This window comes from Peterkaempfera bronchialis (assembly GCF_003258605.2).
GTDB classification, from domain to species: domain Bacteria; phylum Actinomycetota; class Actinomycetes; order Streptomycetales; family Streptomycetaceae; genus Peterkaempfera; species Peterkaempfera bronchialis.
Genome location: NZ_CP031264.1, coordinates 1,777,736 through 1,790,706, shown reverse-complemented (window position 1 = coordinate 1,790,706; position 12,971 = coordinate 1,777,736). Strand labels below are relative to the sequence as shown.

General features: G+C 74.8%; 14 protein-coding genes. 5 read left to right on the top strand and 9 right to left on the bottom strand.

Annotation, left to right across the window (positions count from 1 at the left end; translation table 11 throughout):
* The first annotated feature begins 31 nt into the window (after positions 1-31).
* Positions 32-850, top strand: coding sequence for a trypsin-like serine peptidase (locus C7M71_RS07845; protein ID WP_229758606.1), 819 nt, complete (start codon positions 32-34; stop codon positions 848-850).
* A gap of 9 nt (positions 851-859) precedes the next feature.
* Here C7M71_RS07845 and C7M71_RS07840 read toward each other — a convergent pair whose 3' ends face one another.
* Positions 860-1,249 (bottom strand): ATP-binding protein, encoded by a 390-nt coding sequence (locus C7M71_RS07840; protein WP_229758605.1) that lies wholly within the window; start codon positions 1,247-1,249, stop codon positions 860-862.
* 453 nt (positions 1,250-1,702) lie between these two features.
* Between C7M71_RS07840 and C7M71_RS07835 the strand changes: the two genes are divergently transcribed.
* Positions 1,703-3,316: a phytoene desaturase family protein gene (locus C7M71_RS07835; protein ID WP_114914250.1), complete on the top strand. Its 1,614-nt coding sequence runs from the start codon at positions 1,703-1,705 to the stop codon at positions 3,314-3,316.
* Between the two features lie 6 nt (positions 3,317-3,322).
* Here the strand turns inward: C7M71_RS07835 and C7M71_RS07830 are convergent, their stop codons facing one another.
* From C7M71_RS07830 to C7M71_RS07820, 3 genes are all read right to left on the bottom strand, one after another.
* Entirely contained in the window at positions 3,323-3,709 is a 387-nt protein-coding gene (locus C7M71_RS07830) for an SRPBCC family protein (RefSeq protein WP_407675875.1), read from the bottom strand.
* An 864-nt stretch (positions 3,710-4,573) separates the two neighbouring features.
* On the bottom strand, positions 4,574-5,032 hold the full coding sequence (locus C7M71_RS07825; RefSeq protein WP_111495209.1) for a DUF3618 domain-containing protein: 459 nt from the start codon (positions 5,030-5,032) through the stop codon (positions 4,574-4,576).
* Complete coding sequence (locus C7M71_RS07820; protein ID WP_111495207.1) at positions 5,008-5,445, bottom strand: phage holin family protein; 438 nt, start codon at positions 5,443-5,445, stop codon at positions 5,008-5,010. Before C7M71_RS07820 ends, C7M71_RS07825 begins: the two co-directional genes overlap by 25 nt.
* 130 nt (positions 5,446-5,575) lie before the next feature.
* On the opposite strand from C7M71_RS07820, the gene C7M71_RS07815 reads away from it, so the two are divergent.
* Both C7M71_RS07815 and C7M71_RS07810 read left to right on the top strand, forming a co-directional pair.
* Entirely contained in the window at positions 5,576-6,238 is a 663-nt protein-coding gene (locus tag C7M71_RS07815; protein ID WP_111495205.1) for a HemK2/MTQ2 family protein methyltransferase, read from the top strand.
* Entirely contained in the window at positions 6,213-6,512 is a 300-nt protein-coding gene (locus tag C7M71_RS07810) for a CDGSH iron-sulfur domain-containing protein (protein WP_114914249.1), read from the top strand. Before C7M71_RS07815 ends, C7M71_RS07810 begins: the two co-directional genes overlap by 26 nt.
* Positions 6,513-6,518: 6 nt before the next feature.
* Here the strand turns inward: C7M71_RS07810 and C7M71_RS07805 are convergent, their stop codons facing one another.
* The 4 genes from C7M71_RS07805 to C7M71_RS07790 all read right to left on the bottom strand — a co-directional run bounded on the left by C7M71_RS07805 (position 6,519) and on the right by C7M71_RS07790 (position 11,080).
* The gene (locus tag C7M71_RS07805) at positions 6,519-7,565 is read right to left on the bottom strand and encodes an iron-containing redox enzyme family protein (RefSeq protein ID WP_111495088.1); all 1,047 of its coding nucleotides are present in this window, start codon (positions 7,563-7,565) and stop codon (positions 6,519-6,521) included.
* A gap of 130 nt (positions 7,566-7,695) precedes the next feature.
* Complete coding sequence (locus C7M71_RS07800; RefSeq protein WP_111495086.1) at positions 7,696-8,826, bottom strand: carboxylate-amine ligase; 1,131 nt, start codon at positions 8,824-8,826, stop codon at positions 7,696-7,698.
* A 129-nt stretch (positions 8,827-8,955) separates the two neighbouring features.
* On the bottom strand, positions 8,956-9,963 hold the full coding sequence (gene mreB / locus C7M71_RS07795; protein WP_162824179.1) for a rod shape-determining protein: 1,008 nt from the start codon (positions 9,961-9,963) through the stop codon (positions 8,956-8,958).
* A gap of 286 nt (positions 9,964-10,249) precedes the next feature.
* Entirely contained in the window at positions 10,250-11,080 is an 831-nt protein-coding gene (locus C7M71_RS07790; RefSeq protein WP_111492848.1) for a VOC family protein, read from the bottom strand.
* 140 nt (positions 11,081-11,220) lie between these two features.
* Here C7M71_RS07790 and C7M71_RS07785 point away from each other — a divergent pair, with 140 nt between their 5' ends.
* Complete coding sequence (locus tag C7M71_RS07785; protein WP_111492847.1) at positions 11,221-12,036, top strand: rhomboid family intramembrane serine protease; 816 nt, start codon at positions 11,221-11,223, stop codon at positions 12,034-12,036.
* Between the two features lie 113 nt (positions 12,037-12,149).
* Here the strand turns inward: C7M71_RS07785 and C7M71_RS07780 are convergent, their stop codons facing one another.
* Positions 12,150-12,971, bottom strand: coding sequence for an SAM-dependent methyltransferase (locus C7M71_RS07780; RefSeq protein WP_111492846.1), 822 nt, complete (start codon positions 12,969-12,971; stop codon positions 12,150-12,152).

Below are 12,971 nucleotides of genomic sequence, written 5' to 3'. Positions count from 1 at the left end.
CGTTCCGCGCGCGGTGCGGCACAGTAGGAGCATGAGGTTCTCGCGATTGTCGGTCCGCGTCGGCGGGCGGCGTCGGCGGTGGTGGCCGCTCTCGCCCGCCGCCGTGGTGGTGCTGTCCTGGCTGCTGCTGGCGGCCGGTGCCGGCCCCACCAGCGCCGTGCTGGCCCGCGACCACGGGGGCAGGCACCCGGGCCGGGCGCACATCTCCCACCCCACCCCGGAGTCCTCCCGGGTGGGAGCCCTCTTCCACGGCCCACTCGAAGACGGCCACTTCTGCACCGCCAGCGTGGTCGACAGCCCCGGGCGGAGCCTGATCGTCACCGCCGCCCACTGCCTCGACGACTCCACGGACGACGTCACCTTCGTCCCCGGCTACCGGGACGGCAAGGCGCCGTACGGTGTCTGGCGGCTCACCGCGAGCTTTGTGGACAAGCGCTGGTCGGACAACTCCGACGAGGACCTCGATGTGGCCTTCGCCATCGTCGCGCCGCAGGGTGGCAAGCGGATCGGGGATGTCGTCAGCGGCAACAAGCTGGGCCTGAACCCGGGCAACGGCCGCAAGGTCAGGCTCACCGGCTACCCCGACTCCCAGGACGAGCCCCTCTCCTGCTTCAACACCGCCACCCGGGTCGGCACCACCCAGCTGCGCATCGAGTGCACCGAGTACAGCCGGGGCACCAGCGGCAGCCCCTGGGTCACCGGCGTCGACCGCACCACCCACATCGGCACGGTGATCGGCGTGATCGGCGGCCACCAGCAGGGCGGCGACACCGACGAGGTCTCCTACAGCTCCTACTTCGGCAAGGACATCGGCGCCCTCTACCGGCAGGCCGTCGCCCACGGCGGCTGACCGCCCGCCTCAGCTGCCCGGTACCGGAAGGGCGAAGTAGACGGCCTTGCCGCGCGTGGGCCGGGGGAGGATGCCCCAGGTCGTGGCCAGGGTGGTCACCAGCAGCAGGCCCCGGCCGCCCTCGCTGTCGGCGGGCGGGGTGCGGGGCGCGGGCATGAGTTCGCCCGAGTCGGCGACGGCGACCCACCAGTGGGCGTCGGCACGCCAGATGGTGAGTTCGATGCGCAGGTCCTCGCCGGACGGCCCATGGGTGACCGCATTGGTGACGAGTTCGCTGGTGAGCAGGGCGGCTGTGTCGGCCTCCTCGGCGTCGCCGAGCACCTCGTGCACGATGCGCCGGGCCCGGCCCACCGACTGGGGCAGCGCGGGCAACCGCTGGAAGTGGGGGAGCAGCGGCACCAGGCGGGGATGCGCGGGCGGGCCCCCCGGCGTCAGGAAGCCACGGAGCAGCCCGCGCCGGGTACGGGTCGGGGGAGCAGGGGCCGGAAGGGAGGGATGGTGAGGCATGCGGGCGTTCCCCTGTCTGAGGGTCGGTGCGATCCGGTCACCAGGATGGCCCCTTCCGGACACGTTGTGTAGTGATTGAACGGCAACCGAAGGCGTTGTAGGCGATTCCGGTGACACCCCGCCAGCGTGTTGCCACCAGGTCTGCGAACCGATGATCCTGCTGGTCGCAGCCGTCCGGCAGCCCCCCGCCGGCCATCCCGGCCCCCGCGCCCACTGCCGCTCCCCGCCCACGCTTTCGACACGCTCCGTGACGGACCCCACGGGCCCTGCTGTGCCCGGTGTGTCCTCGGCCTATGCGGGTACGGAGCCCTGCATGCCCGCCGGGGCGCCGACAGAGGAGGACCCATGGCCGACGCCGTGGTCATCGGAGCCGGGCCCAACGGCCTGGTGGCCGCCAATGTGCTCGCCGACGCCGGCTGGACCGTCGAAGTGCTGGAGGCCCAGCCCGAGCCCGGCGGCGCCGTACGCAGCGACCGGGGCGTCCACCCCGACTTCGTCAACGACGTCTTCAGCTCCTTCTACCCGCTGGCCGCCGCCTCCCCGGCGATCCACGCCCTCCAACTGGAGCGCCACGGCCTGCGCTGGTCGCACGCCCCCGCCGTACTGGCCCACCCGATGCCCGACGGCCGCTGCCCGGTGCTGCACCGCGACCCCGTCGCCACCGCCGCCTCCCTGGACGAACTGGCCCCCGGCGACGGCGCCGCCTGGCTGCGGCTGTACGACCTCTGGCACGACGTGGGCCCGCAGCTGCTCCAGTCGCTCTTCACCCCCTTCCCACCCGTCCGCGCCGGGCTGGCGCTCGCCGCGAAGGTCCGCGCCGCCGGGGGGCTGCGGCTGCTGCGCTTCATGGTGCTGCCGGTCCGCCGACTCGGCGAGGAGGAGTTCACCGGCCAGGGCGGCCCGCTGCTGCTCACCGGCTGCGCCCTGCACGCCGACCTCGCCCCGGAGGCGGCGGGCAGCTCCGTCTTCGGCTGGCTGATGGCCATGCTCGGGCAGAGCCTGGGCTTCCCCGTCCCCGAGGGCGGCTCCCAGGAGCTGACCGCCGCCCTGGTACGCCGCCTGGAGTCCCGAGGCGGCGTCGTACGGTGCTCCACCGAGGCCCGCCGCATCGTCCTGCGCGGCGGCCGGGCGGTCGCCGTACGGACCGCCGACGGCGAGGAGGTCCCGGCGGGCCGCGCGGTGCTGGCCGATGTGCCCGCCCCCGTGCTCTACGGCGGCCTGGTCCCCGGGGAGCTGCTGCCGGACCGGCTGCGCGACGACATCGCCCGCTTCCAGTGGGACTTCTCCACCTTCAAGGTCGACTGGGCGCTGGATGGGCCGATCCCCTGGACCAACCCCCGAGCCGGCTCCGCCGGCACCGTCCACCTGGCGGCCGACCTGGACGAGATGACCGAGTTCACCGCGCGGATCGCCACCGGCCGGGTCCCCGAACACCCCTTCTGCCTGCTCGGCCAGATGACCACCGCCGACCCCACCCGCTCCCCGTCCGGTACCGAGTCCGCCTGGGCGTACACCCACATCCCCCGCCGGGTGCGCGGCGACGCCGGCGGCGACGGCCTCACCGGCTCCTGGGACCAACGCGAGAAGGCCGCCTTCGCCGACCGCGTGGAGGCCATGGTGGAGCGCTCCGCCCCCGGCTTCCGGGACCTGATCCGGGCCCGGCGCATCCTGGCACCGCAGGACTTCGAGGCCCGCGACGCCAACCTGGTCGGCGGCGCCATCAACGGCGGCACCACCGCCGTCCACCAGCAGCTGGTCTTCCGCCCGGTCCCCGGCACCGGCCGCCCCGAGACCCCCATCACCGGCCTCTACCTGGCCTCGGCCTCCGCCCACCCCGGCGGCGGCGTCCACGGCGCCTGCGGCGCCAACGCCGCCCGCGCCGCCCTGCGCGGCCACCGCCGACTGCTCGCCCCCGGCCTGGCCGCCGCCCAGCGGCTGCTCTCCGGCCCCCGACCCTGACCGGCGTCAGCCGTCCTGCTCCACCACCCGGGCCAGCCTGGCCAGCATCTTCCGATGCCGCACCTGGATCAGCAGCTCCACCGGGGCGACATGCATCCGCGACCCCGGCCCGCGCAGCGGATGCTCGTCCACCACGACCAGGGTCTCGCCCTCCCCCCACGGCTCCACCTGGATCGCGATCCGCGCCGTCCCCAACGGCCCGGCCAGCGCCTCCAACTCCAGCCGCCCGGGCGGCTCGCAGACCCGCACCACCGTGCGGTTGTGCAGCGTGCACAGCCCCAGCCGCACGCTGTACTGGATCTGCGACCCCACCCGGGGCCAGCCAGGATCGGCCTCCCGCGTCTCCGCGGTGCCGACGACCCACTCCGCATACCGGCTGCCGTCACTGAGCACGGCCCAGACCGCCTCAGGCGGCCGCCTCACAAGCACATGTCGCACTGCCACCAGCCCCGCCTACCCGGATCCAGCCCAAGCCGCCCCCCTCTTCACCCGAAAGCCCCACGACAGGCCCCGCAGCGGCGTTCGGCCGGGAGGCTTCCCCTGCGGGGGCGGGTGGGAGTGGGGCACTTGACCGCGCGAGAAGGCGCTGCGGGGCGTTCGGCCGGGGGTTTCGCCTGCGGGGGCGGGTGTGGGTGAGGTACTTGGCCGCGCGAGGGGCGTTCGGGGTGGGGGGTTTCGCCTGCGGGGGCGGGTGTCCGGGTCGGCCGGGTGGTGGAAGAGCAGGATGCCGGGGGCTTCCCCTGCGGGGGCGGGTGGCAGTGGGGCATCTGACCGCGTGAGGAGGGCTGCGGGGGTGTGCGGGTGGGGGCTGCGCCTCCACGGGGGGCCTGGTTCGAAGGCTTCGGCGGCCTGCTTTCCCTGCGAGGGCGGGTGAGGCACTCGGCCCGGCAACCTCGCACCCTCCGGGCGGTGGTGGGGAGGGGCCGGTCCGCTTGCCCCTGGGGGGCGTGTGGGTGGGGGGCTTCGCCCCCATGGGCAGGGAGGCGTACGCCCGGAGGATTTGCCCCATGGGGGGCCTGGCCCGGAGGCTTCGCTGCCCCACTCACATCAGCCATGCACGGACAAGACCTTCCCCCCTCCGGGCGGAGGGTGGCGGACGGGGAGGGGTGGGGGGTCCCGGGCACTCAGGAGGATGCAGCCGGTTTTCCCCGGAGCGAGGAACGAGCGTAGGGGGACACCGGCGAGCACCGGACGTCCGGGACCCCCCACCCCGGACCGGCCGACACCCGCACCAGCCCACACAACCCCCACCACCCCTCAGCGGCGCCGCCGAGCCCCGCACACCGAGGCGGCGCCAGCCCTCCGGGACCGCAGCACCACCGCCCCGGCCGCCGCCCCCGTGCAGACGGCCAGCACCCCGGCCGCCAGCGGAGCCCGGCCCCGCAGATGCCGCCCCGAGCCGACCCGGTACCCGGTACCCACCGCACTCGCGCCGCTCGCCCCACTCGCCCCACTCGCCCCCGTGTACCCGTCCATGCTCGGCGCCCCCGCACCCCGATGCGGCAGCCGCACAGCCCCCCGCACCCGATGCGCCGCACCCTGCGCCGACCCCGTCACCGAACCCCGGACCCCGTCCAGCCGGTGCCTGGCATCCTCGGCCCGGCGATGCGCCGCCCGCCCGGGCGACACCTTGTCGGCGATCCGGTCCACCGTCTGCGTGAGGTGGCGGCGGGTGTCCTCGATCTCGATCCTCAGCTCCTCGGGTGTCGTGCCCACTGCGCATCCTCCTTCAGCGTCTCCACGGTCTGCTGCGGCTTGGGGTGTACGGCGCGCAACTTCCGCCGCCCGTTCAGGAACAGCACTCCGGCGATCACCGCCCACACGCCCGTGACCACCAGGGCGGCCCAGGCAAGGTCCATGACGTGGGCCAGGCCGAAGACACCGGCGAGGCTGCCGAAGAGCACCAGCAGGTGTCCGGCGTACCCGGCGCCGCCGAGCATGCCCGCCCCCTTGCCGGCCTTGGCCGCCTCTTCCTTGACCTCCATCCGGGCCAGCGCGATCTCCTGGTGGATCAGCAGCGACATGTCCCGGCCGAGGTCGCCGACCAACTCGCCCACCGAGGCCCCATCGGCTCTGCGGATGGTCGCCCGCCGGTCGGTGATCGGTTCGTACACCTGGGATCCGGCCATGGTCAGCCTCCTTCGCCCTTCCGTACGCATCCCCCTACTGCGCCGGGTTTCCAGCGTGTGCGCGGGCAAACCCGGCCGCAGCTCCCTGAGCCTCCGGTTTGCCCGGCGACTTCCGAGGTAGGCGTGACCCGTGTTGCTGCTGAGGCCCCCGGGCGTCTACCGACCCCAGGGAGACACACGCATGCTGGCCCGGGCCCTGCGCCGGGCGGGCCTCCCGTACGGTGCCCGGGTGCTGGACCTCTGCACCGGCACCGGCGCCCTGGCGCTCGCGGCGGCCCGCGCCGGGGCGAACGCCACGGCGGTCGACGTCTCGCGCCGCGCGGTCCTGACGGCCAGGCTCAATGCGGCCGTGCACCGGGTACCGCTGCGGGTGCTGCTCGGCGACCTCGCCGAACCCGTCGCGGGTGAGACCTTCGACGCGGTACTGGCCAACCCACCGTATGTGATCCGGGCGGGGGCGTCCGGGCCAGCCCCGCACAGCAGGGCCCGGGCCTGGGACGCGGGGGCCGACGGCCGCGCCCTGCTGGACCGGGTCTGCGCCGAGGCACCCCGCCTGCTGGCGCCCGGCGGACTGCTGCTCCTGGTGCACTCCGAGCTCTGCGGGGTGCACACCACCCTGGCCGCCCTCCGCGCCGCCGGTCTCAAGGCGGCCGTCGTCGACCGTGGGCCGGAGCCGTTCGGCCCGGTGATGCGGGCGCGGGCGGCCGCACTGGAGCGCCACGGCGTGATCGGCGCCGGACAGCGACACGAGGAACTGGTGGTCATCCGTGCCGACCGACCCTGCCGCCCCTGACCCGTCCACCGACCCCACGCCACCCACCGACCCCACGCCCAGCCGCCAGGGGAGACCGACCCGGGTCACCGTGGTCCCCGACGGCCCGATCCTGATCGAGGGCCCGGTCGAAGTGGTGCTGGAGAACGGCCGTACCGTGCGCTCCGACCGCTTCCTGGTCGCCCTCTGCGCCTGCCGCCGCAGCCACGCCTACCCCTGGTGCGACACCAGCCACCGCCGCCGCACCCCCGCCACCCCCGCCACCCCCACCAACCCGCCCACCCCCGCCGACTGACCCTCGTCACCCGCCAGGCAGCGCCCGGCGCAGCGAGGAACGGCCCGCCCCCCACGCGTCCAGCAGATGCTCACCCAGCCGCCCCTCCAGCAGCAGCGTGGCCCGGATGCCGAAGACGACGTCGTCCGTCAACTCCGGCTCGCGCTCCAGCAGATCGCCGATCACCTCGCGCCGCATCACCTGCTCGTGCACCGCGTCCGCCACGATGTGCTCGGCATAGAATCGGACGCACGCCTCATCGGCCCCCAGCCGCTCCAGGGCGCGGACCATCCGCCGGGCGCTGGGCGCGGTGGTGATCTCGGCGGCGGCGAAGTGCCCGACCAGGGCGCCCCGCAGCGACCGGTGCAGCCCGAGCAGCGACATCAGGTTCACCGTCGCCAGCGTCACGGCGGGTACGGCGTCCAGGTAGTGGCCGTAGCCGCTGTCCAGGCCCGCCCCGGCGAGCAGGTCGGCATAGAGCTGCGCATGCACCCGCTCGCCCCGGCCGCCGCCGAACTCGTCGAACTCCACCGCGACCAGCGCGGCCTTCGCCTGACCGGTCAGCCGGGGGATCGCCCAGGCGTGCGGGTCGGCCTCCTTGAGCTGGTAGACCGAGCGGTGGGCGAAGTACTCCCGCATCTGCCACCACTGGCCCACATCCCTGAGGTGGTGCGAGACGCCGACCCCGTCGACCGGCTCCACCAGCAGTGCGTCCAGCTCAGCCTCCAGATCGCCGCCCCCCGCATCCGCGCGCACCGCCGAGCCGAACACCCGCTCAAGGGCGCCGCGCAGCCGCAGCAGCTCCGGATCCCACTCCCACCCGCCGTCCACTCCGCCGAAGCCCCGGTAGTGCAGCTCGTAGCAGGTGTACAGCGCCAGTTGCAGATCCTCGCCATAGGGCTCGGCCCGCTCCGCCCGTGCGATGGGCAGTGCCGCCGCGCCCACCGAGCGAGGTGGTGACGGCGGCCGGGCAAGTGCGGCGACGACTGCCGCCGAGAGCGGCCCGCGGGGCTCCGGCAGGGCGGGCCCGAGCAGCGGCTGCCCGGTACCCGGACCGGAGAGCGTCGTAACCATGGCAAGAACTCCGCTCGGTCCGTCGAGGAGGCGCCAACGGCGCCGTGGATCACGCTTCCTGCTGCGCTCCTGCCCCGGAACCCACGGCCCATCCCGAGTCCGCCGACACCCCCGACACCCCCGACACCCCCTACGACCCCGACGTCTCCTCGATCAGCATGTCCACCACCGCCGCCGGACCCGCCCCGCCCGCACGGCACTGCCGTACCGCACCGGTGCCCACCCGCAGCAGCCGCGCCGCAGCAGCCCGCGCGGCGGCCAGGTCGCCGGTCTCCTCCAGCTCCGGCGCGACCAGGTCCAGCAGCCGTTCCACCAGCCGAGGGGCCGGTACCTGCCGGGCCAGCAGCGGGTCGACGCCCGGACCGGAGAGACCGTGCCGGGCAGCCGCCCAGAGCGCGGCGGCGGAGAGCTGCCCGTCCGCGCCGCCCGGGGGCGGCGCCTCGCGGCCCACCGCCAGCTCCGCCAGCGCGGTACGCACCAGCGCCCGGCTGAGGGCGGCCTGGAGGACGGCCTCGGGTACGCCGATCGCGGCGTCGGCGGCCCGTATCTCCACCGTGGGCAGATGCGAGGAGGGCCGGGCCAGCCAGAACGTCATGGCCCGGTCCATCAGCACCCCGCACTCGACCAGGCGGTCCAGCGCGGCGTCGTACGCGGCGGCGGACGGGAACCACGGCGGCACGCCGCCCCCGGGGAACCGGGACTGCTCCACCGCCCGCCAGCTGGCGCAGCCCGACTCCCGGCCCCGGTCGTACGGGGAGTTCACGGAGAGCGCCAGCAGCGTCGGCAGCCAGGGGCGCAGATGGTTGACCACCGCGACGGCGGTGTCCCGGTCGGGTACGCCGACATGGACGTGGCACCCGCAGGACTGGTAGTCGGACATCACCCCGGCGTAGGCGTCCGCGATCCGGCGGAACCGGCCGCCCGGGGCCACCTCGACGGGACCGTGCAGCACCGGTGTGCCGCTGGACACCAGCCGGGCGCCCTCGGCGCGGGCGGCCTCCGCGAGCCGCCGCCGCCCGGCGGTGAGCTGCCGCGCCAGCTCGTCCAGCCGGGTGCACACCCCCGTCGCTGACTCCACCTGGCTGGCCAGCAGCTCCAGGTGGACGGCGGCGTCCCCGGCCGGCGCGGGCAGTCCGCCGGCCCGCTCCAGTACGGCCGCCGCCAGCGGCACCCCGCACCGGGTGTCCGGGTCGACCAGCAGGAACTCCTCCTCCACCCCCACCGTCCAGCCGGCCCCGCCCTCACCGCCGCTCTGCGCCACTGTGACCGCCGCCCTTCCGACCGCCTGAGGGACCGCCTGAGGACCCCCTCCCCAGGGGCACCTGCCCCGCGCCCCGCCTCGGAAGCCCCCGCCCCGGAAGCCCCCGCTCAGTGCGGGCGAAGCCCCCGCTCAGCGCGCCGGGGCCGCCTCCAGCAGATGCCGCAGCGACGGCTCCTCGACGCAGCGGCCGGCACCCCGCACCGCCGCCGTCCCCGGGTCCTGGGCGATGCGTACCGGCGTCCCGGTCGCCTCCTGGAGCAGCAGGTCCAAGCCGTGCAGCCGCGAACCGTCCCCGGTGAGCGTCACCCCGCGCTCCAGGATGTCGTGGGACAACTCGGGCGGGCAGCGGTCCAGCACCGCCGTGACCGCCGACACGATCCGCTCCAGCGGATCCCGCAGCGCCGCCCGGACCTCCTCGATCTCCAACGCCAGCGTCACCGGCAGCCCGCTGGCCGCGTCCCGCCCCCGCACCGGCAGCGTCCGACCCTCCCCCGCCGCCTCGGCCAGCCCCCGCTTCAGCTGCTCCGCCGTGTGCCGGCCGATGTCCAACTGGTAGCGCTTGCGCAGATGGTGCTGGAGCGCCTCGTCCAGGGCGTCCCCGGAGACCGGTACCGACCTGGCGGCCACCACCCCGCTCAGGCAGAGCACCGCGATCTCGGTCGTCCCGGCGCCCACGTCCACGATCAGCGTCCCGGTGGCCTCCTGCACGGGCAGTCCCGCGCCCAGTGCGGCGGCGACCGGCTTGGGTATCAGCCGTACCCGGCCGACGCCCACCACCCGGCAGGCGTCCAGCACGGCCCGGCGCCCCACGCCGGTGGTGTCCGACGGTGCGCACACCACCGCCTGGGTCCGGCCGGGGCCGCGGTGCCCGGCCAGCAGCAGCAGATGATGCAGCATCCGCCCGGCCACCTCGAAGTCGTCGATGTTCCCGGCCCGCATCGGGCGGATCACCTTCACATGGGCGGGGGTACGGCCGCACATCCGCCCCGCCTCGGCGCCGATGGCCAGGATGCGTCCGGTGGTGGTGTTCACGGCCACCGCCGAGGGCTCATTGACCGTGACCCCGCTGTGTGCGTTGTAGATCCGGGTGGCGGCGGTGCCGAGGTCGAGTGCTATGTCACGCGTCAGCAGGCCCACGGTGGTCCTCCCAGGAGTGCGGGCGCGCAGAGCCGTCCGCTCGGCTCGGCACCCGTACGACCATGCTCGCCCGGCCGCTGACCACCGCAATCGCTGTACGGCGCCTCCCGCCGCACCCCCGACCGCGCCGCCCGCCCCCACCTGCGGCCCCACGGCCCACCCGGAACTCCCGCCCCACTGCGCCACCCGAGTGACCCGCCCGGCCCCCACGCCCGCCGTACCCGCGCCCGCCGTGCCCACCCCCCAGGCCGCCGCACCCCCTGTCCCCCCGACACACCCCAACAGGTCACGGATAGGGCCGGGGTGCGGTGCCCGGGGCGACGTCCGGGGCGCGCAGGTCCGCGATGCGGAACAGGCCGCCCTCGCTGTCCCGCAGCGCCGCGACCCGGCCGTACGGGGTGTCCGTGGGCGGGCCCGCCACCTCGCCGCCCAGCCCGGTGGCCTGCCGGGCCGCCTCGTCCACGTCGGGCACCGCGAAGAAGACATCCCAGCGGGGCCGGATGCGCGGGTCGGGCGCGGCCTCCACCGCGCCGCCGCAGAGCCCCGCCACCGGGTGGCCGTCGACCCGCAGCACCACCCGGTCGTGCTCCCAGGCCACATCGCTGCGCCCCTCCGGGTCGGCCCCCCACCCGAAGACCTCCCCGTAGAAGACCGCCGCCGCGAAGGCGTCCCGGGTCTGCAACTCGATCCAGGCCGGCACGCCCCGCGAGCGCCGCATCCGCCAGCCGGGGGTCTTGTCGCCCTGCCAGATCCCGAAGGACGCGCCCGCCGGGTCGGCCGCCATCGCCGCCCGGCCGTCCTGGAAGCGCAGCGGCCCCACCGCCACCGTCCCGCCCGACTCGCGCACCGACTGCGCCGCCGCGTCCGCGCTGACCGCCCCGAAGTAGACCATCCAGGAGACCGGAAAGCCCACGTTCTGCACCATGGACCCGATGCCGGCCACCGGGGAGCCCTCGACGGTGGCCTCCAGATACGGGCCCAGCCGCCCCTGCCGCGAGTCACGGAACTCCCAGCCCAGCAGGGCCCCGTAGAACGCGCACGCCGTCTCCAGGCTCTGGGCCGTCAGGCTGACCCAGCACGGGGTGCCCGGCAGGGACCGCCACACGTGCTCCGCCATCATCGCCGCCTTCCTCCCGGTCCTCCCGGTCCTCCCGGCCTCCCGGTCCTCCTGGGTGCCCCTTCGATCGTCACAGCTCCGCCCGGGTGGCGCGCGGTGGGCACCGGTTCACCCGTGCCGGGCGCGGGCAGGGGGCACATGTGGTCATACCCGTACACGATGTCAACCCGGTGCGCCGCACCCCCTGGGTGACCTATGCGCTGATCGTCCTCAATGTCGTGGTCTTCCTGCGGACGCCCGGGGTGGTCTCCACCCCGCTGGGGCGCGGCTCGCTGGGGGAGCTGTGCCGGCTTGAGGCCTTCACCGACCGCTGGGGTGCCGTCCCGCGCGAGCTGATCCACGACCGGCTGCCCGCGCTGGTCCCGACCGGCGGTACGGCGGTCGGCCCGCAGGGCCCCGGCTGCATCCTGGGCCCGCCGGGGTACGACAAGTCGCCGCCGCTGTCGGTGCTCACCGCCATGTTCGTGCACGGCAGCTGGCTGCACCTGCTGGGCAATATGCTCTTTCTCTGGATCTTCGGCAACAACATCGAGGACCGCCTCGGCCGGGTCCGCTACCTGCTCTTCTACCTGCTCTGCGGATATGCGGCGGGGTACGGCTTCGCGCTGCTCGACCCGTCGTCGGGGACGCCGCTGATCGGCGCCTCCGGCGCCATCGCGGGTGTGCTCGGCGCCTATCTGGTGCTCTATCCGAGGGCCAGGGTGTGGAGCCTGGTGCCGTTCCTCTTCTTCATCCCGCTGCGGCTGCCCGCCTGGGCGGTGCTCGGGCTCTGGTTCGTCCTCCAGGCGTTCTACTCGGCCGGGTACGGCGTCGGGAACGCGGGCGGCGTCGCCTATGTCGCCCATGTCATCGGCTTCGCCCTCGGGGCCCTGATCGCGGTGCCGCTGCGGCCCGGTACGCGGCAGCCGCCGGAGCCGCCACCCCGGGTCCGGCCCGGCCCCTGGCAGCTGCGCTGACGACCGCCCCCGGGGAGGTTCCACCGCTCCGCTGGATCTGCGGACCTACCCGGTCTGCCGGCCTACCCGGTCTGGCGGCCTACCCGGTCTGCGGGCCTACCCGGTCTGCCGGCCTACGGCTTGCGGGCCAGACCGGCGACGATCAGCTGCTCCCAGACGGTGGGCTCGCGGTGCGCCGCGCCGATGTGGGAGAGGCCGTCCGTCGGGTCCGGGCGCCAGGCCATGCAGGTGGCCACCCCGGGGTCGAGGATCTCCAGGCCGTCGAAGAGGGCGTGTATCTCCTCGTCGGTGCGCCAGCGGCCCCGGCCGAAGGTGCCCTGGAGCATCGCCTCGGCCTCGGCGGTCTCCGGGTTTCCGCCGGACCGGAAGTGCGAGATGAAGAAGTGGCTGCCCGAGGGGACCTGCTCGCGCCAGTACCGGACGATGGCGCCCGGGTCCTCCTCGTCGTTGACGTGGTGCAGGATGGCGGAGAGGATCACGGCGACCGGCTGCTCGAAGTCGATCAGGTCGACGGTGTCAGGGTGGTTCCTTATCGCCTCGGGCTCGCGGACGTCCGCCTGGATGACGCAGGTGTACTCGTTCTCCTCCAGCAGCGCGCGGCCGTGGGCGAGCACGATGGGGTCGTTGTCGACGTACACCACGCGGGAGCCCGGGTGGTGCCGCTGGGCGACCTGGTGGACGTTGTCGGCGGTGGGCAGCCCGCTGCCCATGTCGATGAACTGGCGGATGCCGGTGGTCAGCGCGATGTCCCGGACCGCCCGGGTCAGCACCGCGCGGTTGGTGTACGCGATGGCGACCGAACCGGGCAGCTCCACCTTGAAGTGGTCGCCGATGACCCGGTCGGCGGCGAAGTTGTCCTTGCCCCCGAGCAGGTAGTCGTAGACCCGGGCGATGCTCGGCTTGCTCTGGTCCACTTCGGAAGCGCTGTCGGCCAT